The sequence below is a fragment of the Paenibacillus caui genome (genome assembly GCF_019904135.1).
GTDB lineage: Bacteria > Bacillota > Bacilli > Paenibacillales > Paenibacillaceae > Fontibacillus > Fontibacillus caui.
This window is the reverse complement of the sequence record NZ_JAIOGQ010000028.1, coordinates 19,243-41,710: the sequence shown is the minus strand read 5'-3', so window position 1 is coordinate 41,710 and position 22,468 is coordinate 19,243. Positions and strand designations below refer to the sequence as shown.

Sequence of the window (22,468 nt, the reverse complement as noted above, 5' to 3'; positions counted from 1 at the left end):
TTTCTAGAACCGATGCCTTCTTCAGGCTGGACGGTTTTGGCTTTTTACGCTTCCTCAGCTCTGAAGCCGGAGCGTTCCTTCCGGACATGGTGGACTATCGCATCAAGGATCAAGCGAATATTTTTCGAAAATGTGTAATTTAAGACTAGGGGGAGAAGAAATGAAGAAGTTTTCAAGACTATGGAGCATTTGGCTGATCGCCTTGATGCTCGTCATTACAGCAGGGTGCGGCACAAACAACAAGACTAACGACGCGGCGAGCCCGTCCGCCAGCGCGGCGCAGAGCCAGGATACGCCGGCTTCCGCATCAGCGGAAGCGCAGCAGCATACGTCATATCCGCTTGTCCTGAAGGATGCGAGCGGAACGGAGGTTACCTTCGATGCCGCGCCAGCCCGGATAGTATCCATTGCTCCATCGGAGACGGAAATGCTGTTTGCGCTTGGCCTGGATGAGCAAATTGTTGGCGTATCCGACAACGACGACTATCCGGAAGCGGCCAAATCCAAGCCGAAGATGGGCGGCTGGCAGATCAACACCGAAGCGATTGTAGCCGCCAAGCCGGATGTCGTTTTTGCGGCAGGCATTACCAGCGATGATACGATCAAGGCGCTGCGCAAGCTCGGCATTAAAGTGTTCCAGTTCAATCCGAAGACGGTGGATGCGGTCATTCAGGATGTCGAGCAGTACGGCCAGATCACGGATCATCAGGCCGAAGCGAAGCAAGTAACCGACAAAATGAAGGCGGAGCTGGCGCAGGTGACCGAGAAGATCAAATCGGTAAGCACGGACCAGAAGAAGAAGGTTTACATCGAATTTTCTCCGGGCTGGACGGTCGGCAAAGGCGAGTTTATGGACGAAATGATCACGCTGGCCGGGGGCGTAAACGTCGCTGCCGACGCAACCGGCTGGTATGAAATCAACGAAGAGAACATCATCAAAGCGAATCCCGACGTGATTCTGTATTCCAAAAACGTAGTGGATCAAAACAGCAAGACGCTGGATCAAATCATCAAAGCCCGCGCTGGATGGGACCAGATTACAGCCATCAAAGAGAACCGTGTTGTAGCGCTTGACGACAATTTGCTCAGCCGGACCGGACCGCGTATTACGGAAGGTTTGATTGAAGTGGCCAAAGCCATTTATCCGGATCTGTTCCAATGAGTAAAAAGCTGGCAGCGAGCCTCGGCGTCGGCATCTTGCTGCTTGTTCTTACGCTGCTTATCTGCGTAGGCGTCGGCTCCGTATCGCTGCCGCTCGGTGAAATCGCCCGCATCTTGCTTCATAAGCTGCCTTTGATCGGGCAATGGATAACCCCCGATTGGGATAACGCCTCCGAGAAAATCGTGCTCGAGGTAAGGCTCCCGCGCGTCGTGCTCGGCCTGCTCGTCGGCTCCTCGCTGGCGGCGGCGGGAGCCGCCTTTCAGGGGGTGCTGCGCAATCCGCTAGCGGATCCGTTTACGCTCGGCGTTTCATCGGGGGCCTCCGTGGGAGCCGCCGTGCTCATCTTTTTCGGCTGGCAGTATTCGCTGGCTGGCATCTTCACGCTGCCGCTTGTTGCTTTTGCAAGCGGGATCGCGACGCTGTGGATCGTGATGAGGCTTGCCCGCGAGCGCGGTAAAATCCCGACGGAGAGTCTGATCCTGTCCGGGGTCGTGATGCAGGCTTTTCTCGGAGCTATCGTGTCTTTTCTGACGACCCTCTCCAATAAAACCGTAAATGAAATTTTATACTGGACAATGGGCGGATTAAGTCTCCGGGGATGGTCCTATACGGCTATCCTTTTTCCCTATCTGCTATTAGGAGCCTTGTTTTTGTGGAGCCGGACGAGAAGGCTGAATCTGCTCGCGCTAGGCGAGCGTCAGGCAGCCCATACCGGACTTGACGTGGAACGGACGAAACTGACGATGCTGCTGGTCGCTACGCTGATGACGGCAGCGGCGGTCTCGGTATCCGGCGTTATCGGCTTTGTAGGCCTGGTAGTGCCTCATATGCTGAGGTTGATCATTGGGCCGGATTACAGGCTTCTCCTGCCGCTGTCTGTGCTTGGAGGAGGCATTTTCATGATGTGGAGCGACCTTGCGGCAAGAACGCTTCTGGCCCCGACGGAGATTCCGCTCGGCGTTGTGACCGCTTTTGTCGGCGCGCCGTTCTTCGCTTATCTGCTCTATTGCAATAAGAAACGACGGGAGGCGGCTGCTTAGATGATCGAGCTTCAGAAGGTCAGTAAATCCTTCGGCAGCACGCCTGTGCTTCATCAGGTGAGCTGGACGGTACAAAAGGGTGAGTTCTGGGGCATTATAGGGCCAAACGGAAGCGGAAAATCTACGCTGCTCCATTTGATCTCCGGCAGCGAGAAGCCAGGCAGCGGAGAAATTGCGCTCGCCGGCAAGCCTGCCAGCGTGTACAGCCGGACGGAGCTGACCCGCATGCTGGCTGTGCTGCAGCAAGATGGGCTGCCGCCGGTGTCTTTTCCGGTGCGGGAAGTGATCGAAATGGGCAGATTTCCGTTTCTGGATTGGCTGGGCCGCGACACCTCGGAGCATGCCGATGCCCTGATCGATAATATTATGAAGCAGCTTGAGCTCACGGAGCTTGCCGCGAAACCGCTGGATGAGCTTAGCGGCGGACAGCGGCAGCGGGCTGCGCTCGGCAAGGTCATGGCCCAGGAGCCGGCCATTGTGCTGCTGGACGAACCGACCACATTTCTGGATATCCGGTATCAAATCCAGTTTATGGAGCTGGTTTCGGCTTGGCAGAGGGATTCGGGATTGACAGTTGTCGCGGTCATCCATGACCTGAACCTGGCTGCCCTGTTCTGCGACAAGCTGCTGGTCCTCAAGGAAGGGCATATTACAGCTACCGGTACGCCGAAGCAGATTCTGAATCCGGAAGTGGTGCGCGAGGTGTTTGAAGTGGAATCGGCTCTTGTGGAGCACCCGGACAGCGGAGTGCCCCAGCTTTTGCTCAGGCCGGATAGCCGTAATGTCGTGACGACTTCGCAGCACAGGATAAAGTGCCTGTGAGTTTGCGAGCGAGCGCTTATCAAAGCGGCCGGAGCAAGGCCCGCCATTCTGCAATATAATTATTGCGCTTCACATTGGAAGAAGGAAGCTTGGCGAGCGGCGGAGAATTCTCCGCCGTTTTTGTTTAAGAATAAGAAGTATGATTAACGTAAGTAGATACGAGTTTGCGAGGAGTGAGTGAATGATGAAAGATTGGAAGCATCTCATTGGCAATATTGAGCCTCTTGATCAGGCAGCGATCCAGCAGGCCCAGTCCAGGCTGGACAGTCTGACAAAGCCGCCGGGAAGTTTGGGCAAGCTGGAAGAGCTGGCTCTTCGTCTTGCGGGCATAACGGGGAATCCTTATCCTTCTTTCCCGCAGAAATTGGTCGTTGTCATGGCTGCGGACCACGGCGTTTGCGCCGAGGGGGTCAGCGCATTTCCGCAGGAGGTCACCGGACAGATGGTGCTGAATTTCCTGAACGGGGGGGCAGCGGTCAATGTGCTGGCCAGACAGGCTGGCGCCGACGTCGCCTGCGTGGATATTGGCGTAATCGGAGAGCTTTCCGTGCCCGGTCTGATTCGCCGCAAGGTGCGTCCGGGAACAGCCAATATGGCTGCAGGCCCGGCAATGAGCCGCGAAGAGGCGCTGTCCGCCATTGAGACCGGAATCGCAATCGTTCGAGAGGCTTATGCGAAGGGCACGCGACTGTTTGTAACCGGTGAAATGGGCATTGGCAATACAACGGCCAGCGCGGCTGTAATGAGTGCTTTGACCGGCATTACGCCGCTGGAAAGCGTAGGCCGGGGAACCGGCATTGATGATGAACGGCTGCGCCATAAAGGCGTCGTCGTGCAGCGGGCGCTCGAGATCAACAAACCGTCAGTCGGAGATCCCGTAGATGTGCTCGCCAAAGTAGGAGGACTTGAAATCGGCGGACTTGCCGGAGTCATTCTCGGTGCAGCGGCATGCCGCTGTCCTATTCTAATCGACGGCTTCATTTCGTCCGCTGCGGCTCTTGTGGCCCAGCGCCTGATTCCGGAATCGGCGTCATACATGATCGCCTCCCATTTGTCCGCGGAGAACGGCCACGGCGTGCTGCTGCGCGAGCTCGGTCTTACGCCGATGCTGCATATGGACATGAGGCTCGGCGAAGGCACCGGAGGCGTGCTGGCCCTTCACTTCATTGAGGCGGCCTGCCGGATTATGAAGGAAATGGCCACGTTCGACAGCGCCGGCATCTCGGGCAAGGAGGATGCATAAGCCATGAGCATTCTGGTGACCGGCGGGGCCAGGAGCGGCAAAAGCTCTTTTGCGGAAAAATGGTGTATGAAACAGGGAGATTCAGCCGTATATATCGCTACCGGACAGGCGTTTGACGAGGAGATGCGAGAGCGGATTTCGCTGCACCAGCAGCAGCGGGAACGATCCGGATACAACTGGCGGACTGTGGAGGAGCCTGTGCATCTGAACGAACGGCTTGCGCAGCTAGGCGGGTCAGATACGCAGATCGTATTGGTGGACTGCCTGACCTTATGGCTGTCAAACATCCTGCTTCGCGCAGAAGCGGAGCACGGAGCCTTGTCCGCGGCAAGCCATGCCGTTAGTGCAGAAATCGACGGGCTGGTCACGGCCGTGCAGGCATTTCCGGGACGCTTGGCGCTGGTGAGCAATGAAGTCGGCAGCGGGATCGTGCCCGAATACGCCCTGGGAAGAATGTACCGGGATTTTACGGGCATATTGAACCGGCGCATCGCGTCCGTCTCTTCGGAAGTGTTTCTGGTCACGGCCGGGATTGCGGTTGAGCTGAAAAGCCGTGAGTACAAGCTATGAGTGTAAACAGACGGGCCCCTCTGCTTGCCGCCTTTCAATTTTTGTCGCGCTTTCCGGTGAAAACGGAGCTTGATTTCACGCCCGAGCTGCTGCAGAAAAGCACAAAGCATTACCCGCTTGTAGGAGCCGCCATCGGCACTCTGGTATTGGGCTTCAGCCTTCTGTGGCAATGGGCGCTCCCCGCCATGCCGGCGGCAGCGCTGACTTTGATCGTTTGGGTATGGATGACGGGCGGACTGCATCTGGACGGCTGGATGGATTCCGCTGATGCGCTGCTCAGCTACCGGTCAAGAGCACGAATGCTGGAAATCATGAAGGACAGCCGGGTGGGAGCCATGGGCGTGCTGTGCTGTGTGCTTCTGCTGCTGCTGAAATTTACGCTGATCGAAAGCTTGCTGGAACAAGAACAAAGCCCGCTTGCCGCCGCAGCGCTTATAACCGTTCCTATATGGAGCCGCTGGTTTATCGCCTATGCGATGACGCGCTGGCCGGCTGCAAAAGGCCGGGAAGGATTGGCCGGGCTTTTTAGCGGTCTGGAAGGCGGAACGTCCGGCTTTGCTTTTGGATCAGCGCTTGTGCTGTCCGCCGTTCCACTGGTGACCTCCGCAGCCTATATGGGCGCCGCTGCGTTAAATGATTGGGCTCCTGCCATTGTCCTTCTTGTTGTTCAGCCAATCGTATCCTGGGGTGCAGGAAGCTGGGGAGCCCGGACGATGGTGCGGAAGCTGGGCGGATTGACAGGGGATACCTACGGCGCGCTTAACGAAGGGGTTGAAGCCATTTTGCTGCTGACCGTGCTGCTCTTATTGCATTAGCCAAGGCTTAGAAAGAAGGGGGAAGAGGGATGACTGCGAAGCGGGAGTCAGGGAACAAACAGGGGCGCGTGCTGATGCTGCAGGGAACGGCATCCGATGTGGGCAAAAGTGTTGTAACGACCGCGCTCTGCCGCATTCTGATGCAGGACGGCCTTCAGCCGGCTCCTTTCAAGTCCCAGAATATGGCGCTTAATTCCTACGTCACAAGGGACGGGCTGGAGATCGGCCGCGCGCAGGGCGTGCAAGCTGAGGCCTGCGGCATTGAGGCGACAACGGATATGAATCCTGTTCTGCTCAAACCGACAGGGGAAATGCGTTCGCAGATTATTGTGCATGGCAAACCCGCGACATACATGAGCGCGGCGGCTTACCGGTCGGAGTTTCTGCCGGAAGCGAAGACAATCGTCATGGACGCGCTCGGCCGATTAAGGGCCGAATACGATATTGTGTTGATGGAAGGGGCGGGCAGTCCGGCGGAGATCAATCTCAAGGACCGGGATATCGTCAATATGAATTTGGCGGGCTGGGCGGATGCCCCCGTTCTGCTGATAGCGGATATTGACCGGGGCGGTGTATTCGCATTTCTGGTCGGCACGCTTGCGCTGCTTGAACCGCATGAGAGAGCCAGAGTGAAAGGCTTTATCATCAATAAGTTCCGGGGCGACATCAACCTTCTGAAACCGGGACTGGACTGGCTGGAAGAGAGAACGGGGATTCCGGTTCTCGGTGTTCTGCCCTATGTCCCGGACCTCAACATCGAAGCGGAAGATTCGGTAGTGCTTGAGAAGCATGCTGCTGCAGCCGACTCGGCCATCAAAGAGCTGGATATTGCGGTGATCCGTTATCCCCGGATTTCGAATTTTACCGACTTTGATCCGCTTCGATCGGAACAGGACGTAAGAATCCGTTATGTTCGCAGCGCCTCCGAACTGGGCCATCCCGATGTCATTATTTTACCCGGGTCCAAAGACACGATCATGGACCTTGCTTTCCTCCGGGAGCAAAAGCTGGAAGAGGGGATCCATACCGCTGTGGAACAGAAAGGCTCGCGCCTTGTCGGTATTTGCGGAGGATATCAAATGTTGGGAGAGCGCTTGCTCGATCCTGAGGCGGCAGAGTCGGGGGAACCTAAAGAAGCGCATGGCCTCGGCTGGCTGCCGATGACGACTTTATTCCGCCCCCACAAACAAACGGTGCGCGTTCAAGGAAATGTTCTGCCGGGTCATCCGGTTCCGCTCTTTGGGGGGACTGACGACTGCATGGCTATCGAAGGCTATGAGATTCATATGGGCGTTACAGAATGGGCGGTACAGCAAAACATCCACCCTCTGTTCCGTATTAAACGGGAAGATGGGAAGGATGAATATGAAGGGGCCGGGAACGGGGACGGCAGCGTGTTTGGCACTTATCTGCACGGTTTATTTCATAATGACCTGTGGCGCAGGCGCTGGCTGGACAGCATCCGGGTTGCCAAAGGGCTGAAGCCTGTATCGGAGACCTTTTCTTCAAAAGTGCAGAAAGAGGCTGCTTTTGACCGGCTTGCCGATGTTGCACGCGAGCATCTGGACATGAAGAAAATCTATCAGATTGCCGGGTTAAAAGAGCTGCCATGAGGATAAGGAAAGACTGGCGAACACAAATTCTTTCATATAGTGGATCTGTCAAAATAAAGACCGCCGGAATCTTGACTATTTCCGGCGGTCTTTTCGCGTGCTGTTAAATTTTGAACTGCTGTACGGAATCACGCAGTTTGTCGGCCTGCTTCTGCAAATGGTTTACCTTTGCAAAAAAGGCTTCCATATATTCTCGTTGGCTTTCGGAAGATGCGCTAATGGCCATTATATTCTCCAGGCTTTGTGATGAAATCGAGGCGCTTTCCTCAACGGATGCCGTTACTTCCTCGGTGCCAGCCGAAACCTGCTGGGTTGCCGAGGAGATACTTTGCATCGTCATGTTAATATGCTGTATCCATTCGTCAAGCTGCTGGAAGGCCTGTCCGGCTTCACGGACTTTGTTCGCACCGGCCTTGATTTCCGAGTTCACTTCATTCATGGCATGGACCGAGTTGATGGAATCCTCGCGGATCTGGTTTAGCGATTCCCCAATCTCTTTCACAGCCGAACTTGATTGTTCCGCAAGACTTCGAACTTCACTCGCTACAACGGCGAAACCTCTGCCATGTTCGCCCGCGCGCGATGCTTCAATGGCTGCGTTCAGGGCCAGGATCTGAATTTGCTTCGTAATTTCATTGATCGTTTTTACAATTTCGGTGACGGCTGCCGAACGCGAATTCATTTGCTGCATATGACGAAGGGATTCGGCTGAAGCCATTTCAATCTGGTTGATTTGTTCAACCGTAGCTTGCGCCAGTTTGTTGCTGGCATCAAGTTCTTTGGAGGCCTGGCACATTTGCTCTGACACCTCTGCCGACGAGGTAGCGATGTGTTGAACGCCTTTTGAAATTTCTTCCATAGCACGGGCATTTTCCGTCGCAGCCGATGAGATCGTTTCGCTTCCGATTTGAATGTTCTTCGCCGATTCCCTGGACTTCAGCATGCCGGATTTTATATCTTCAATTTTTTCGGCCATCTCCGTACTGTCTCCAACTACATGCTCCGAGGTTTTAAGTACCTCTGCGATCATTTCTTTAAGGCTCAGCGTCATCGTTCTGAAGCTGTAAGAAAGCAATGCGATTTCGTCGCTGCCTTTGACCGGAATGTCTTCCCGGAAGTCGCCTTCGGCCATTTTTTGCGCAATACGGGACAAATTCACGATGGGTTTGGTAATTCGCCGGCTGACCCAATAAGCTGTGACAAGACACGTTACGATGATAAATACCGACAGGCCGATACAAATCCAGTTGATCTGGTCGCGTTTCTCCTTGACAAAATCGGCGTTAATGCCGACAGCTAACACGATTTCAGAGCCTGGGAGTCCTATGTATGCTGTTTTGTGCATGCCGTACTCGTCGCTATATAAGTCGCTAAAGCTAACAGAATTGCTTGTTAAGGCATTGTTCATGGCCTCTTGAACTTCCAATGTTGTTTTGGGTTTCATGGGGGAGTTGCTGTCCGTGACAAGGACTATGGCCTGGTCTTTTTGAACCTGTGCGAGATAAGCTGTTTGCAGATTCAGCTCTTTAATTTTGGTAGTGAAATAGTTTTGAATCGTATAGATGGAATTTTGACTGCCGCTTTTGACCTGCATAGCCTGAGAGTTGTTCAGATTATTATAAATATCTTTGGCGCTTGTTGAAAGAGCCTTATCGAATTGAGGAAGCACATTTTTATCGATGATATTCATAGACACAAAATAAAAGCTTAGGCTGAAAAGCACTGAGGAAAGTATGATGATGAGCGCAAAAGTGATCATCAACTTTTGGGTGATCGAGGTTTTCATAGAAAACATAAAGTTATCTCCTTCTTTATAAATTGCACTGTGAGGACTAGGTCCATAGTCTAAAAAACAGAACACCACATCTATTTTATAGGAAAAGAAAACCAGATGGAATGAAAAATCGCAAAAAAAGAAACGTTTGTTTCTGATTATCCTGAATATACAGTGAACTGTATGAAAATAGTTACATAATAAGTGAGGAGGGAGGGGGGCCAGACGTCTTTAGAAGGAGAAAAACAGGCTGCCCAATACTGTGTGGGCAACCTGTCTAAAGGTTCTAGCCGATGATGGAAAGCGTTTTGGGGAATGTCGTCAAAATGGAAACGCCTTGTTCCGTAACCAGCACATCATCTTCAATCCGTACGCCGCCTTTGCCGGGGACATAAATCCCGGGCTCTACGGTAAAGACATTGCCGGCCTGAAGCAAGTCCTCGTTGGCTCCGTGAACGGACGGGTATTCATGCACATCGATGCCGAGGCCATGTCCAAGCCGGTGAAGGAAATACTCGCCGTAACCCGCTTCCGCAATTACATTGCGCGCCGCTCTGTCGATCTGCCCAAATGAAACGCCAGGCTTGATAGCGGCTATTGCGGCTTCATTTGCGGCAAGGACGGCATTGTAGATGGCGGTCAATTCATCGGACAGCTGGTGAACCGCAAATGTCCGCGTAATATCTGATGCGTAGCCGGCAGCATATACGCCGATGTCAAACATCAGCAAATCGCCGGCCTGTATTTTGCGGGAACCTGGAACCCCGTGCGGCAGGGCTGTTTTCTCACCGGACAGCACCATGGAGTCAAAAGACGGTCCGTCAGCCCCCAGCTTGCGGATCTGGTACTCGATCTCGGCAACCAGCTCGTTCTCCGTTACTCCGACCTGTACCCGCGAAAGTCCCTGCTGAAGCACTTTTTCAATCAGCTTGACGGCATGCTTCATTTTATGTACTTCTTCTTCCGTCTTGATCATCCGCATGTTTTGCAGCCAATCCCCGATATTGCGGGCCTCTTTAAACCCAAGCTCGGCTTCAAGCGTTTCATAACGGGCAACGGAGAGGTGGTTTTTTTCCAGTCCTATGACGCCAGGAGAGCCTTTTAAAGCCTCTTTCAAAATACGGTAAGGGTTGTCCGTATCGCTATGGGTAAAGATGCGCTGAACTTGACTAGACGCACGGGCAGCTTCTTCATCAAGGGCAGGAACGACCAGAAACGGCTCCTCCCCTCGGACCATCACCGCTCCCAGGAAACGTTCATGCGGATTGCTGAGAAATCCGGTTAAATAGTAGACGTGTTTGGGGTCTGTAATCAGCAGCGTGTCGATTCCATGGGCGGACATCTGCTGCTCGAGCTGATTCCATTTCGTATTCATCAGGCAGTATCCCTTTCTATGGTAAATTAAACAAGCTTCCGCAGCTCATTCACAATATCCTTTATCTGTTCAAGATGGCGCTGCTCATGAATGCCGACAAACTCTTCCCACTGCTTCAAATTCATCGGACCGTATTCAGGGTGAGGAAAAGAGCGGTTCTTGCCCAGTTCATCGTCAACATCCTTCAACACTTCTTCAAGGGCATGTCTTGACTGATTCAGCTTGCTCTTGAGCGATTCAAGCGTGGCAGGTTCATCTCCCGGAACGAGATGGGGGAGAGTCGCCATATGACGGCTCCGGTCCAGTACCAGCCGGAACGGTTTGGGTTCTGCCCGAGCATTGCGGCCTTCCTTCAGGGTGATTCCGATTTGGCCCGCGATCGCGCGTTCAGTGAGATAAAGATGCTCAAGCACCTGGGCAGCGCTCCATTTGCCGCGAGCAGGCGGTTTGTTCAGTTTCTCGCAGGAAAGTCCGGCTACCGCGTTCCAAAGCAGCTGCCTGACCACTTCGTTCTGTTCCAGCATTCCATTCCCCCCTTGACGGCTGTACTTGGGATTTCCAAATATATTATATCAGAATTTATATATTTAAGCCGCTAATCTCTCAGCTCCGGAACGATATTCGGGGGAGTCTGCCCTTGGAGGGCGGCTACCAGATTTTCCGCTGCCAGCATCGCCATCTCATCCCGGGTCTGCTTTGTTGCCGAGCCGATATGAGGCAAGAGCACGACATTATGCATGGAGAGCAGCGGATGATCGGGCTGAATAGGCTCCCGCTCAAAAACGTCGAGACCTGCGCCGTGGATCCGGCCTTCCCGAAGAGCCTCGATTAAAGCTTCTTCATCCACGGTCTGCCCTCGCGATGCGTTTATAAATATGCTGCTCGGCTTCATCAGCGCAAACTCGGAACGGCCGATCAGACCCCGGGTTTGCGGCGTCAAGGGAGTCATGAGCACGACAAAGTCGGAATGACGGAGCAAATCCTTCATTTCGGCATAGGCAGCCCCGAATTTCCGCTCCGTCTCCGGCTTGGGGTGACGGTTATGGTACAGAACATCCATGCCGAAGCCAAACCGCGCTCTTTGGGCAACGGCTTCCCCGATTCTCCCCATGCCGATGATGCCTACCGTCTTGTGATGGACGTCCAGTCCGAACAAGGCTTCATTGTCGCCGCGTTTCCAGCTTCCTTGCTTTACATAAGCGTCGAGCTCGGATACGCGCCGGGCAACGCCCAGCATCAGGGCCAGAATCAAATCGGCAACGGTATCATCCAGCACGCCGGGCGTGTTCGTTCCAATAATGCCGCGCTCCTTCATCGCTTCCAGATCAAAATTGTCGTAGCCGACGCTCATGGTGCTTACGGCCTTCAGCTTCGGTGCGTGATCCAGCAGCTCCGCGCTCAGCTTGCCCCCTGATGTCAGCAGCCCTTCAACATCCGCGATTTCCTTGACAAGCTGGTCATACGGCATCGCCTCCGGACCGTCCCATTTCTTGTACTGGCAGTGCCGGGCAATATAGGATTCCACCTCCGGAGGAACTGGCCGGGCAATAAAAACCTTGGGTTTCATAAAAAAACTCCTCCCCATCTGGTGTGTCATAACAATAAAATGAAAGAACGGACATTCTTTCTTTCTACTTTACACCAAAAAGGGAGGAGACATAAACCGCTGCTCAGCGGTTATCGACTTTTTCCGGATAAAGATCATGGTTCATCAGGCGCTGTTCGGCCATTTTTTCATATTTTGTGCCGGGGCGTCCGTAATTGCAGTAAGGATCGATGGAAATTCCGCCGCGGGGCGTGAATTTGCCCCAAACCTCGATGTATCTCGGATCCATCAGCTTGATCAGATCGTTCATAATAATATTGACGCAGTCCTCATGGAAGTCGCCATGATTGCGGAAGCTGAACAGGTACAGCTTAAGCGATTTGCTTTCAACCATTTTAATGTCGGGGATATAGCTGATGTAAATCGTTGCAAAATCAGGCTGCCCCGTAATTGGACACAGGCTGGTGAATTCCGGACAGTTGAATTTGACAAAATAATCGCGATAGGGATGCTTGTTATCGAAACTTTCCAGCACCTCCGGCGCATAATTGAAAGGATATTTGGTGCCTTGATTGCCGAGCAGGGTAAGATCCTGCATGTCTTGCGGCTGTCTTCCGCTCATGAAACGTTCCTCCTTCAAATGTTTAGATCCGTAAAATCAAACTCCGCGCTTGTTGCCCCAGATCAGCGCATGAAGCTGGGGAAGAACGCGGACGCGGCTTAGTTCCGGTTTCGCCATAACGGCTTCCACAAGCTTCTCATAGCGCTCCAGCAGGAACAACGCGTGTTCTTTTGTATCCATACGGTGGACATCGGGGTTGCCGACCTGAAGAAACATCGAAGAATCCGGATAGCGCTCTTGCACCTTGGCTGCATAGTCCAAATCCCGGTCGTCGAAGACGACGACCTTCAGACTGTAGGCGTAAGGGTTTGGGCGATTCTTCAGCTTGTCGACAATGCTGTCCAGCGTCTCCCAGTTCGTATCCATTCCGGAGCTTGGCGGCTTCGGCGACAGCGTCACCTCGTCAATGTCCGCGAGCCAGTCCTGCCAGCGCGACCCTTGCGTTTCCACGGCGAGCGTGACCCCATGCTCCTTGAGCAAGGCAACGAGCGCGCCGAGCTGCGGGAGCAGAGCGGGATTGCCGCCTGAAAGGGTGACATGGGAGAAACGGGAGCCGCCGAGTTCCACAAGGCGCTGCCAGATTTCCTCCGGCGTCAGCCGCATGATCTGATCTTTGGCGCTGCCGTCCCAGGTAAAGGCGGAATCGCACCAGCTGCAGCGGTAATCGCAGCCGGCCGTGCGGACGAACATCGTTTTTTGGCCGATGACCATGCCTTCCCCCTGAACGGTCGGACCGAATACTTCCAGTACGGGAATGGGCAAGACCGGTTGAGCCGCTTCCGGATCCGGAGCTTGAGCTGCGGCTCCCGAAGCGGCGGGGGGCAGGACATCATTCATTTTCATGCTGCATCCACTCCCGTCTGATTTCCGCATAGCTGGTTGGCGTTTCAAACAAACGGACAAATTCCGTTCGGGCCTCCCGCATAAGGCCTTCTTCATTGGCTTTGATAAGGGCGGCCTCCATCTGCTCATACATCCATACGACCATATTCTCGGCTGTTGTATTCATAGGCGGAAGAGTTTCGTTCAGGTAGCGGTGATCCAGAAAGCCTTCCATTTCATTCTTCCAGATAGATTTGATCGTACCGAAATCGACCGTAATGCCGGTTTCGTCCGGCAGAGCGCTGATGCCGAAAACGACGTTGTAGGTGTGCCCATGCAGGTTTTTGCATTTGCCTTCATAAGCATGAAGATGATGGGCCGCGTCAAAAGTGAACTGCTTGCTCACCATCACCCTGCGGTTATGATAGCGGAGCTGCTTCGCCGAGATGTCCTTGCCAAGCTGCTGCAGCGATTCGACGATGCGGAATTCTCCAGGGGATCGGCTCATACGCGAACACCCTCTCTGCGTGCGGCCACATATTTGTCGAGTCCGGCTTTGCGCAGCTTGCAGGCGGGACATTCGCCGCAGCCGTCGCCCATGATGCCGTTATAGCAGGTTAGCGTGCGCTCCCGGACAAAATCGAAGGCGCCGAGCTCGTCCGCCAGCTGCCAGGTTTGGGCTTTGTCCAGCCACATTAGCGGGGTGTGGATGACAAACTGGTAATCCATGGCCAGATTGAGCGTGACATTCAGCGATTTGACAAAGGTGTCCCGGCAGTCGGGATAGCCGCTGAAGTCGGTTTCACACACCCCGGTGACCAGATGTTTGGCACCCACCTGTTTGGCCATGACGGCCGCAAAGCTGAGGAAAAGATGATTGCGTCCGTCTACGAACGTGTTTGGCAGGCTGTTCTCCTGCTGTGAAATTTCAATATCGCTCCGGGTCAGCGCATTTTCTGTGAGCTGCCCGAGCAGGCTCATGTCGAGCACCGTATTTTTAACGCCAAGCTCTTTCGAAATGGCTTTCGCGCATTCGATTTCGAGACTGTGACGTTGACCATACATAAACGTGACCGTTTCGACTTCGCGAAACTGTTTAAGTGCCCAGAACAGGCAAGTCGTACTGTCTTGACCGCCGCTGAACACGACGACCGCTTTTTCATTTGCAAGCATAATAAAACCTCTCCTTCAAAAATAATGTCGGAAAAGCCTTGCAGCTTCAGCTTGAGGCCTTCCCGCAGTTACGAAGAGAGAGGGTTCATGAACTTTTTCTACGCAAAAAACAAGCCCCGGTTCATAAGGAACCCAGGTACCGATAGTTTTTTATAGAGGGAGTTCTCGAACCTCTCCCATGCGGTGCATGGATTTGTCTTCGGTTTTTAAGGCGCGCTTTACAGGAGCGCCAAAATATTATAACACAAGTAGACTGCAGGCAGAAGAAGCATTATGCTTTTTCATAGAATTACCTTGTATATAAAGGATGGTGCAATCGGCAGCAGATTGCGCTGCCTTCGGAGTCGAAGCAGGTGGATTATGAAGCGGAGCTGGCGCTTGTGATCGGCCGCAATATCAGCAACGCTTCGATCGAGCAAGCGAAAGCTTCGATCTTGGGTTACTGCTGCGCGAACGACGTATCGGCCCGGGATCTCCAGTTCCGCAGCTCGCAGTGGCTGCTTGTCAAAAGCAGCGACGGGTTTGCGCCTGTCGGGCCGTATCTCGTTACAGCCGATGAAATTGCCGATCCGAACCGGTTGCCCATCGCCTCCTATGTTAACGGGGAGCGGCGGCAAGCCTCGAATACCCGTGATATGATATTCGGCTGTTATGAAATTGTAAGCTACATCTCCCGGTTTATGACGCTCATGCCGGGCGATCTGATTCTGACCGGCACGCCGGAAGGCGTGATTATGGGCAGACCGGAGCAGGGGAGGGAGTGGCTGAAGGACGGCGACGAGGTAACGATTGAAATTGAAGGCTTGGGCAAGCTCAGCAATACCTTCCGTAAAACAAGATTAGCGGGAAAGGAGAGATTTTAAACGGGGAATGCCGATAGACAGCTTTCATCCTAGCCGGAATATAGAACAAGGGTTTGTTCTCGGAGGCAGCAATCGCCGCCCGAGCGAACAAACCCTTGTTCATTTGCATGAATTGTTCGAAACGGCAAGCGGCTAGGCCATTCCCGTTTCTACTTGCTGTCCGCATATTCGTAAGGCTCAATATGGATATGCACATAGGAAATTTCATAGCGCTCCAGAATGCGCCGTTCGATCTCCTCGGTGATCGCATGGCTTTCGGCAACGCTCATTTGCTCATCCACTCCAATGGTGGCATCCACAAGCGTATTGTTGCCATGGACTCTTGCCCTCAGGTCAATGATTTTGGCTACGCCGGGAGTGGTCTGTACGGTCGACCGTATTTGTTCCAGCTGGGAAGCGTCGAACCCGTCCGTCAGCGCATGCGTGGAATCGCGGAAGATGACCCAAGCCGTCTTGCATATAATGAAGCCCACCACCAGCGCGGCCAATGGATCAAGCCAGGGAAGTCCGAACTGGGAGCCGAAAATGCCGATGAACGCGCCGATACTGACGAGCGCATCCGAACGGTTGTCCTGTGCCGCCGCATGCAGGGCGCCGCTCTTGATCCGGTTCGCCAGGCGGGCATTGTACATGTAGACGCCGTACATCACGGCGGCGCAGAACAGCGCCACCCAGGCTGCCGTCATATCAGGCGATAAGGCTTCCGGTTCCCTGAATTTCATAACCGCCTGGTACAGCACCTGAAGTCCGACCACAAACATGATGAAAGAGGCGGTCAAAGACGCTACCGTTTCCGCCCGGTAGTGGCCGTAACGATGTTCCCGATCCGGCGGCTTGCGGGATATTTTGAGGCCTGCAAAGACGGCAAGCGAAGCCACAATATCGGTCGCGTTGTTTAAACCGTCCGCCTGAAGCGCAGCCGAATGCGTGAAATATCCGATCGCAAGCTTGAGCCCCGAGAGAAGGATATATACGGCTATGCTCAGCAAAGCGCCCTTCTCACCCTGTTTAATGTTGTCATAAGAATTTTGCAAAACAAACCCTCCGCCCGTATTTTGTTCATTATTTATCATACTTGACAGGTCCCGTGTGGGTCTACAGAAACAGTGTTGTTGCCGTCCCGCAAAATAGGGCTCGGGTTACAAAGTTGAACGGACCCAATAAGAGTGGACGGGCTCAAACCAAACCGGATCGCTTTGTCATCCATGAAAAAAAGACGTGCGTCACATGTAGTCCATGTCTTTGCACGTCGATTGCCGGGTGGACTTTAAGGATCAGACCCTATTTTTCCCGTAATAAATCTCGTCCATCTCCAGCTTCAGTCTTTCGGTAATTTCCTGCTGCTCGGCGGTACTGAGCTTATCCTTCGTATATCCGAATAAATAATTATCGAGATCAAACTGCTTGAGTTTGCACTTGGTATGGAAAATATGTTCCTGATACACGTTCACATCGATCATATCGTACATATTTTTGACCGTATCCGGGATAAAGTTCTGAATGGAGCTGATCTCATGGTCGATAAATAGCTTGTGGCCGTTAATGTCGCGCGTGAAGCCGCGAACGCGGTAATCCATGATCATGATATCCGTGTCAAAGGAATGAATCAGGTAATTAAGCGCCTTAAGCGGCGAAATTTCCCCGCAAGTCGATACATCAATATCGGCGCGGAAGGTGCTGATGCCTTCATCGGGATGATACTCCGGATACGTATGAACGGTTACATGACTCTTGTCCAATTGAACCACAACCGAGCTTGGCAGAGGTCCCGGGGTTTCTTCAAACGATTCGCTCGGCGCGCTCTCTACAGGGCCTTCGGAAATCAGCATCGTTACGCTTGCGCCCTGGGGCTCGTAATCCTGCTTGGCGATATTAAGGACATGTGCGCCGATAATTTCCGCTACATGGCTTAGTATAGCCGTGAGCCTGTCGGCATTGTACTGCTCGTCAATATATGCAAGATAAGCCTTCCGTTCTTCCTTGGTCCGCGTATAACAAATATCGTACATATTAAAGCTTAAGGATTTGGTCAAGTTGTTAAAGCCGTGAAGCTGTATTCGCTCCTCAGGTGTCAGTTTCATCGTTTAGCTTCCTCCGCTAATTTTCGCATGAGCATATCATATGCAAAAAAACGCCTTCTAATTAATACCTGTTTAGCTAAACCGAAAAACAGCAGGACAGATGAACTCCCAAACCTTTCTTAAGCGCCAAACCGTTTGCGGTAACCGCATTTCCGGCACAGTTCCTCGACTGCTTCTCTTCGGGAAAAACCGTAAAACAGATTGTTTGCCCGTTCGCTTTCCACAATTTCGGAAAAATGTGCGCTATGGATATTGCCCAGACTGATGACCCCTTCACCGTCCAGACAACAAGGAACGACTGTGCCGTCGACAAGAACGCCGGCCTGGGTGCGGAGCGCATGACAGAAGCCTTTCCCGTCATCTTCAGGCGCCTGAAGACTCGGCCACTGGAATTCATAATCCTGGTTCAGGTAAATATTTTTGGCGATTTTTACACCTTTGCCCGGTTCGACCTTCTCTTCAATCCTGTAGTCCAGATTGAATTCCTTCTCCAGCATTTCCAATGTTTCGCGATTGCGCTTTCGCTGGGCATTCGTCATATTGTCTTCGGACAGGTTCCACAAACGGAACGAGATGATAACACCGTGCTTAACGGCTTCGCGAGCAAATCCCAAAATACCGTCAACATAACCTTCACGGTTCTCCGAGCCGGCGTGTCCGTCAAAGCTGTGCAGCGAAAAATTCATCTGCCTGAGCGCCGGTTTGCCCAAAATCTTGGGGCCGGCTTTATGAATCAGCGTACCGTTGGTCGTAATATTGACTTTAAACCCTTTGGCATGGCTCGCATCAAGCAATTCGCCGATTTTGGGATGAAGAAGAGGCTCTCCTTTTACGTGGAGATAGATATGGTTCGTATGGGGCTTGATCTGGTCCAGGATGTTGTTGAATACATCCAGCTTCATGAAGTTGGCTTTTCGGGCTGTTTGCGGGCAGAAGCTGCATGCGAGATTACAGACGCTCGTAATTTCGATATATACTTTTTTGAATGTTTTCAAACTCGGATCCCCAATCTGTGTGAAATAGCCTGTTAGTTTATTCTAATGTAAGCCGGAGCTTATCTTCAAGCCGCCCTGGAAAACCGAAATTCACGAAAGAGATGGCCGGAAAAAGAAATATGTCGTAAAGTGTGAAAAAATGGGGACGATTAGCCGATATACTAAGTAGCTTATTTTGCTTCATCATGTGGAGTACCAACAATTTAAGATGTAAATCGCAAACCTGGCCGAAAGGCAGGGACGCAAAACCACGGATCTACAGTTCTTTCGAACCATGACCGCCGGGCTGCCAACCTTATGTTTCCTGTATGTTTCTTTTGTTTGGCCGCCGGACTTTCTCATGAAAGTCTTTTTTTTTTCCTGAAGGAGAGCAGCCATACGCTTAAACGGTCGCGGTGATACTAAAACAAGCAAAGGAGTAAGGGTCTTGAAACGATTACCATTCAAAAGGGGTTTTATCCGCAAGTTCATATTGCTGGCTGCGGGACCTGTAGCTTTATCGATTGTGTTTGCCCTCATTTTTTATAAACTCGGCTTTACAAGCGCCTGGGGCACCGTATCCATGATCGTACTGTTCATCGTACTCAGCGCTTTGGAGGCCTTTTTCATTGCCAATCAAATGATCAAGGCGATCAAGCGAATGTCAGAGCATGTGAAAGACATGGCGGAAGGCAATTTATCCTCGGATGCGGAGGTCGAGGATGACGCCGAGTTTAGCGAGCTTGCCGTCCACTTTCAGCAAATCGGGGGGCAACTGAAGGAACTCATCGATCATATGAGGGAGATGTCCGCAAAGGTAGCCGGCACGTCCAAGGATTTATCAAGCAATATGGAGTTTTGTACGGATATGGTTGTCGGGGTTGCGGAGTCCATCAAAATGATTTCCGAAGGAAGCGAGCAGCTCGTCGAGAGTGCCCGCGGCAACAAGCTGATGCTTGAAGAAGTCGGCAAAGGCATGGAGCACATTGCAGAATCTTCGCAGGGCGTCGCCCAGGAAGCAACGGAAGCAGCCGCACAGGCGAATGCAGGGAATGAGCTGATCAATCGTCTGGTCGACCAAATCAGCATCATTTACGAAACAGCCGTTGCTTCTTCCGAAACGGTAAACCATTTGGATTTGCGTACGGCAGAGATCGACAGAATTACGCTGCTGATTTCGGAAATTGCCAACCAGATCAATCTATTGGCGCTGAACGCGGCTATTGAGGCGGCAAGAGCAGGCGAATATGGCCGGGGGTTCTCGGTCGTTGCCGGCGAAATTCGCAAGCTGGCGGAACAGTCGTCGGCATCCGCCAAGGAAATTGCGGATACGGTCGCTCATATCAGAACCGGTTCTAGGGAATCGATCGCTGCTATGGGGCGGGTTATGGCAGAAGTGGAAACCGGAAGCGGGCTGGTTACGGAAGCGGGGGATTCCTTTAACCAAATCGTTCATCTGGCCGAACAAGTATCTTCAAGAGTCCAGGAGGTATCGGCGGTGACGGAACAGATCAGCGCAAGCAGCGAGCAGATTCTGGACTCCGTAAGACAAACTCTTGAGATCACCGAACAGAATCTGGCCGGCACGAAAGAGATCGCGGCATGCTCGGATGAGCAGTTGACCGCTATGGAAGAAACGCTGGAGTCATCCAGACAGCTTGAAAAGGAAGCGGAAAGGCTGAAGACGCTGCTCAGCAAGTATTCAAATTAAAAAAATTATTATTTTCATTCTGTTTGCGGGAATTCTTGAAAATATAACCAAATTTCTCCTTTTGTCCGATATACTAGACGTACCCTGACGATAGAAAAATTCAGTGCAGCCACCAAAGGAGGAGTAGAGAATGGAACGTTTGGCTTTATTGTTCGAAGAGCTGGAGCGCCTTACCGGTGTAGCCGATATAGCCTATCATGAAATCAGGGATGGCCATTTGAGTCCTGTATTAAAAACAAAGACGGACCATCTCGGCGTAGAGAAGTGGAAAAGCGTTCATGCCCAAAACCCGGTTTATATTCAGCATGACCGGCTGCTTCGTGAAATGATGGCTCATCCCCAAACGGCAGTGGTACAGGATGTCAAAAATGATCCTCGTTCAGCAGAAGAGTTTTTCCTGTTCGGGATCGACAGCATCCTGGTGGTACCCGTCATGGAGGACGGAGCGGTGCAGGGCATTGTAGTGGTCGCCTCGATCGGCAAACTGCACTTTTTCTCCGAAGAAGAGATCGGGCTTGTGGAATCACTGGTAAAGAATGCATTTCAAACTATAGGATGAGGAGATGCCAGCGAATATGAATATTGCCGAAGCCATACTTAAGTATTTGAAGGAAACCGGAGTAGAGTGCATTTTCGGAATTCCGGCCGGGATCATTGGTCCGATTTATGATGCGCTCATTGATGTCGATATTAAACCGGTGATTACGAAAAATGAAGCCGGAGCAGCCTACATGGCTGCCAGGTATGCCAGTCATTCAGGAAAGCTTGCCGTTTGCGCCGGAGCCGGAGCGGTCGGCGTCAGCAACATGATGAACGGCATTGCCGACGCGATGCGCGCCAAAGCTCCGCTGCTAGTTATTACCGGTTACGTGAACCGGTGGCAGATCGGCAAGGGGGCCATCCAGGAGATGGACGCACAGGATATTGTCAGACCTATTACCAAGTACAGCAACACGGTAATGAACGAATCCGATGTCATGACCGAGCTGGATAAGGCGGTAAGAATCGCGCTTACGCCTCCTTTTGGCCCAGTACATATATCTGTTCCGATCGATGTGCAGCGGATGGAAGCACCGGCTATCCTCCCTGCCGCCCCGGATGCATCCGCTCTGCAAAAAGTGTCCTTCAACGCGGCGGAGCTGGACCGGGCGGTAGGTCTTCTGAATCAGGCAGCTCAGGGACTCATTATGGTTGGACGCGGCGGACGCTCGGCAGCGCAAGATATTATGCGGCTTAGCGAACGATTGCAGTGGCCTATTATTACGACGCCATCGGCGAAAGGGATTATTCCGGCTGATTTCCCGCTTAACCTTGGGAACTACGGATTTTCGAGCACCGACGCGGCGATGGATTACGTCACTTCCGACCAGGCATCCTGCATTTTGATCCTGGGGACAAGCCTTGGCGAATCGTCGACATGCAACTTTAATGAAGTGCTGGTAGAAGGCCGCAAGGTCATTCATGTTGACCGCGATCCGAAGGAACTCGGCAAAGTCTTTAAGTCGGATGTGCCGGTTCAGGCGGATCTCAGAGACGCGGTTCCTTATCTTATAGAGCATGTAAAGCCATCGGCGGCTGCTTTCCGGAAGCCGTATCCGCTTAATGAAGCCTATGAACTGAATCATACGGGCCTGTCGCTGCGTCTTTTCCTGGAGAAGCTGAAAACGGTGATGCCAAACGATACCCGCTATGCTTGCGATATCGGGGAATTCACCAACTTTGTCGTGAAATACCTGGAGGTTCCTGCAGGGGGCGACTTTGAAATCAATCTGAACTATGGGGCCATGGGATCGGCAATGGCTGGGGGGCCAGGGCTTTATCTGGCGGATCAAAGCCACCCGGTTGCGGTGATCGCCGGGGACGGTTCATTTTTCATGAATGGCACCGAAGTATTGACAGCCAAGGAGTACAAACTGCCAGTCATTTACTTCATTATTAATAACGCGATGCTTTCCTATGTCGAACGCGGACAGAAATTTTTGTACAATCGGACGATGCCGGATTACAAGCAGGAGCGGATCTCCATTACCGATATGATGCGCGTCGCAGGGGTAAGATCGATGTCCGTAGAGCGTCTGGAAGATATGGAAGAAATTCCGGGATTCATCAGAGAGATGGGAGGGCCATGCATTATTGAAGTCATTACGGACGGCAGTGAACCGGCTCCCATTCTGGATCGTCTGAAGGCGCTCAAGAAATAGAAGAACCCTGTAAATTACCTTTAGCTTGATTCATTAATAATATTACTATAACTATTGGAGG

Annotated in this window: 22 protein-coding genes and 2 riboswitches; of the genes, 11 read left to right on the top strand and 11 right to left on the bottom strand. The window is 52.5% G+C overall.

All coding sequences use genetic code 11. The annotated features are described in order from the left end of the window. Positions 1-160 precede the first annotated feature (160 nt). From K7397_RS16220 to K7397_RS16190, 7 genes are all read left to right on the top strand, one after another. Positions 161-1,162, top strand: a complete 1,002-nt coding sequence (locus tag K7397_RS16220) for an ABC transporter substrate-binding protein (RefSeq protein ID WP_223068980.1) — start codon at positions 161-163, stop codon at positions 1,160-1,162. Then, a complete protein-coding gene (locus tag K7397_RS16215) occupies positions 1,159-2,202 on the top strand; it encodes a FecCD family ABC transporter permease (protein WP_223068979.1) in 1,044 nt (347 codons plus the stop codon). Before K7397_RS16220 ends, K7397_RS16215 begins: the two co-directional genes overlap by 4 nt. Next, the gene (locus K7397_RS16210; RefSeq protein WP_223068978.1) at positions 2,203-3,024 is read left to right on the top strand and encodes an ABC transporter ATP-binding protein; all 822 of its coding nucleotides are present in this window, start codon (positions 2,203-2,205) and stop codon (positions 3,022-3,024) included. Between the two features lie 181 nt (positions 3,025-3,205). After that, entirely contained in the window at positions 3,206-4,267 is a 1,062-nt protein-coding gene (gene cobT / locus K7397_RS16205) for a nicotinate-nucleotide--dimethylbenzimidazole phosphoribosyltransferase (protein WP_223068977.1), read from the top strand. A 3-nt stretch (positions 4,268-4,270) separates the two neighbouring features. Continuing rightward, positions 4,271-4,837: a bifunctional adenosylcobinamide kinase/adenosylcobinamide-phosphate guanylyltransferase gene (cobU, locus tag K7397_RS16200; protein WP_223068976.1), complete on the top strand. Its 567-nt coding sequence runs from the start codon at positions 4,271-4,273 to the stop codon at positions 4,835-4,837. Next, a complete protein-coding gene (gene cobS / locus K7397_RS16195) occupies positions 4,834-5,652 on the top strand; it encodes an adenosylcobinamide-GDP ribazoletransferase (RefSeq protein ID WP_223068975.1) in 819 nt (272 codons plus the stop codon). The genes cobU and cobS overlap by 4 nt, the downstream gene beginning before the upstream one ends. 29 nt (positions 5,653-5,681) lie before the next feature. Beyond that, positions 5,682-7,265 carry a cobyric acid synthase gene (locus tag K7397_RS16190; protein WP_237690979.1) on the top strand — a complete coding sequence of 528 codons (1,584 nt, stop codon included), beginning with the start codon at positions 5,682-5,684 and terminating at the stop codon, positions 7,263-7,265. Between the two features lie 103 nt (positions 7,266-7,368). Here K7397_RS16190 and K7397_RS16185 read toward each other — a convergent pair whose 3' ends face one another. The 8 genes from K7397_RS16185 to queC all read right to left on the bottom strand — a co-directional run bounded on the left by K7397_RS16185 (position 7,369) and on the right by queC (position 14,577). After that, the gene (locus K7397_RS16185; RefSeq protein ID WP_223068974.1) at positions 7,369-9,060 is read right to left on the bottom strand and encodes a methyl-accepting chemotaxis protein; all 1,692 of its coding nucleotides are present in this window, start codon (positions 9,058-9,060) and stop codon (positions 7,369-7,371) included. A 265-nt stretch (positions 9,061-9,325) separates the two neighbouring features. Then, positions 9,326-10,414, bottom strand: a complete 1,089-nt coding sequence (locus tag K7397_RS16180; RefSeq protein WP_223068973.1) for a M24 family metallopeptidase — start codon at positions 10,412-10,414, stop codon at positions 9,326-9,328. Positions 10,415-10,440: 26 nt separating this feature from the next. Beyond that, positions 10,441-10,938: a DinB family protein gene (locus K7397_RS16175; RefSeq protein WP_223068972.1), complete on the bottom strand. Its 498-nt coding sequence runs from the start codon at positions 10,936-10,938 to the stop codon at positions 10,441-10,443. A gap of 71 nt (positions 10,939-11,009) precedes the next feature. Further along, positions 11,010-11,981, bottom strand: a complete 972-nt coding sequence (locus K7397_RS16170; RefSeq protein WP_223068971.1) for a 2-hydroxyacid dehydrogenase — start codon at positions 11,979-11,981, stop codon at positions 11,010-11,012. A gap of 103 nt (positions 11,982-12,084) precedes the next feature. Continuing rightward, a complete protein-coding gene (gene queF / locus K7397_RS16165; RefSeq protein ID WP_223068970.1) occupies positions 12,085-12,582 on the bottom strand; it encodes a preQ(1) synthase in 498 nt (165 codons plus the stop codon). A gap of 36 nt (positions 12,583-12,618) precedes the next feature. Beyond that, entirely contained in the window at positions 12,619-13,419 is an 801-nt protein-coding gene (gene queE, locus K7397_RS16160; protein ID WP_223068999.1) for a 7-carboxy-7-deazaguanine synthase QueE, read from the bottom strand. Beyond that, on the bottom strand, positions 13,412-13,912 hold the full coding sequence (queD, locus tag K7397_RS16155) for a 6-carboxytetrahydropterin synthase QueD (protein ID WP_223068969.1): 501 nt from the start codon (positions 13,910-13,912) through the stop codon (positions 13,412-13,414). The genes queE and queD overlap by 8 nt, the downstream gene beginning before the upstream one ends. Further along, positions 13,909-14,577: a 7-cyano-7-deazaguanine synthase QueC gene (gene queC / locus K7397_RS16150; RefSeq protein WP_223068968.1), complete on the bottom strand. Its 669-nt coding sequence runs from the start codon at positions 14,575-14,577 to the stop codon at positions 13,909-13,911. The genes queD and queC overlap by 4 nt, the downstream gene beginning before the upstream one ends. A 136-nt stretch (positions 14,578-14,713) precedes the next feature. Then, positions 14,714-14,757, bottom strand: a riboswitch (PreQ1 riboswitch). Between the two features lie 146 nt (positions 14,758-14,903). Here queC and K7397_RS16145 point away from each other — a divergent pair. Then, entirely contained in the window at positions 14,904-15,440 is a 537-nt protein-coding gene (locus K7397_RS16145; RefSeq protein WP_223068998.1) for a fumarylacetoacetate hydrolase family protein, read from the top strand. A 149-nt stretch (positions 15,441-15,589) separates the two neighbouring features. Here the strand turns inward: K7397_RS16145 and K7397_RS16140 are convergent, their stop codons facing one another. The 3 genes from K7397_RS16140 to K7397_RS16130 form a co-directional block, all read right to left on the bottom strand. Further along, entirely contained in the window at positions 15,590-16,474 is an 885-nt protein-coding gene (locus K7397_RS16140) for a cation diffusion facilitator family transporter (protein ID WP_420488808.1), read from the bottom strand. Positions 16,475-16,714: 240 nt separating this feature from the next. After that, the gene (gene speD / locus K7397_RS16135; RefSeq protein WP_223068966.1) at positions 16,715-17,521 is read right to left on the bottom strand and encodes an adenosylmethionine decarboxylase; all 807 of its coding nucleotides are present in this window, start codon (positions 17,519-17,521) and stop codon (positions 16,715-16,717) included. Between the two features lie 119 nt (positions 17,522-17,640). Next, a complete protein-coding gene (locus tag K7397_RS16130; RefSeq protein WP_223068965.1) occupies positions 17,641-18,516 on the bottom strand; it encodes a radical SAM/SPASM domain-containing protein in 876 nt (291 codons plus the stop codon). Between the two features lie 206 nt (positions 18,517-18,722). Then, a riboswitch (cyclic di-GMP riboswitch) is annotated at positions 18,723-18,810 on the top strand. 133 nt (positions 18,811-18,943) lie between these two features. On the opposite strand from K7397_RS16130, the gene K7397_RS16125 reads away from it, so the two are divergent. From K7397_RS16125 to K7397_RS16115, 3 genes are all read left to right on the top strand, one after another. Next, entirely contained in the window at positions 18,944-20,206 is a 1,263-nt protein-coding gene (locus K7397_RS16125) for a methyl-accepting chemotaxis protein (protein WP_223068964.1), read from the top strand. A 130-nt stretch (positions 20,207-20,336) separates the two neighbouring features. Continuing rightward, a complete protein-coding gene (locus tag K7397_RS16120) occupies positions 20,337-20,765 on the top strand; it encodes a GAF domain-containing protein (RefSeq protein WP_223068963.1) in 429 nt (142 codons plus the stop codon). Positions 20,766-20,781: 16 nt separating this feature from the next. Beyond that, the gene (locus tag K7397_RS16115) at positions 20,782-22,407 is read left to right on the top strand and encodes a thiamine pyrophosphate-binding protein (RefSeq protein WP_223068962.1); all 1,626 of its coding nucleotides are present in this window, start codon (positions 20,782-20,784) and stop codon (positions 22,405-22,407) included. Positions 22,408-22,468: the final 61 nt, after the last annotated feature.

What these genes read in the sequence shown, in the direction of transcription:
- cobU (WP_223068976.1), top strand. Translation starts at nt 4,271, where the DNA reads ATGAGCATTCTGGTGACCGGCGGGGCCAGGAGCGGCAAAAGCTCTTTT.
- K7397_RS16170 (WP_223068971.1), bottom strand. Translation starts at nt 11,981, where the DNA reads ATGAAACCCAAGGTTTTTATTGCCCGGCCAGTTCCTCCGGAGGTGGAA.
- K7397_RS16210 (WP_223068978.1), top strand. Translation starts at nt 2,203, where the DNA reads ATGATCGAGCTTCAGAAGGTCAGTAAATCCTTCGGCAGCACGCCTGTG.
- K7397_RS16220 (WP_223068980.1), top strand. Translation starts at nt 161, where the DNA reads ATGAAGAAGTTTTCAAGACTATGGAGCATTTGGCTGATCGCCTTGATG.
- queC (WP_223068968.1), bottom strand. Translation starts at nt 14,577, where the DNA reads ATGCTTGCAAATGAAAAAGCGGTCGTCGTGTTCAGCGGCGGTCAAGAC.
- K7397_RS16175 (WP_223068972.1), bottom strand. Translation starts at nt 10,938, where the DNA reads ATGCTGGAACAGAACGAAGTGGTCAGGCAGCTGCTTTGGAACGCGGTA.
- cobT (WP_223068977.1), top strand. Translation starts at nt 3,206, where the DNA reads ATGATGAAAGATTGGAAGCATCTCATTGGCAATATTGAGCCTCTTGAT.
- cobS (WP_223068975.1), top strand. Translation starts at nt 4,834, where the DNA reads ATGAGTGTAAACAGACGGGCCCCTCTGCTTGCCGCCTTTCAATTTTTG.
- queD (WP_223068969.1), bottom strand. Translation starts at nt 13,912, where the DNA reads ATGAGCCGATCCCCTGGAGAATTCCGCATCGTCGAATCGCTGCAGCAG.
- K7397_RS16185 (WP_223068974.1), bottom strand. Translation starts at nt 9,060, where the DNA reads ATGTTTTCTATGAAAACCTCGATCACCCAAAAGTTGATGATCACTTTT.
- K7397_RS16180 (WP_223068973.1), bottom strand. Translation starts at nt 10,414, where the DNA reads ATGAATACGAAATGGAATCAGCTCGAGCAGCAGATGTCCGCCCATGGA.
- K7397_RS16190 (WP_237690979.1), top strand. Translation starts at nt 5,682, where the DNA reads ATGACTGCGAAGCGGGAGTCAGGGAACAAACAGGGGCGCGTGCTGATG.
- queF (WP_223068970.1), bottom strand. Translation starts at nt 12,582, where the DNA reads ATGAGCGGAAGACAGCCGCAAGACATGCAGGATCTTACCCTGCTCGGC.
- K7397_RS16115 (WP_223068962.1), top strand. Translation starts at nt 20,782, where the DNA reads ATGAATATTGCCGAAGCCATACTTAAGTATTTGAAGGAAACCGGAGTA.
- K7397_RS16120 (WP_223068963.1), top strand. Translation starts at nt 20,337, where the DNA reads ATGGAACGTTTGGCTTTATTGTTCGAAGAGCTGGAGCGCCTTACCGGT.
- queE (WP_223068999.1), bottom strand. Translation starts at nt 13,419, where the DNA reads ATGAATGATGTCCTGCCCCCCGCCGCTTCGGGAGCCGCAGCTCAAGCT.
- K7397_RS16215 (WP_223068979.1), top strand. Translation starts at nt 1,159, where the DNA reads ATGAGTAAAAAGCTGGCAGCGAGCCTCGGCGTCGGCATCTTGCTGCTT.
- speD (WP_223068966.1), bottom strand. Translation starts at nt 17,521, where the DNA reads ATGAAACTGACACCTGAGGAGCGAATACAGCTTCACGGCTTTAACAAC.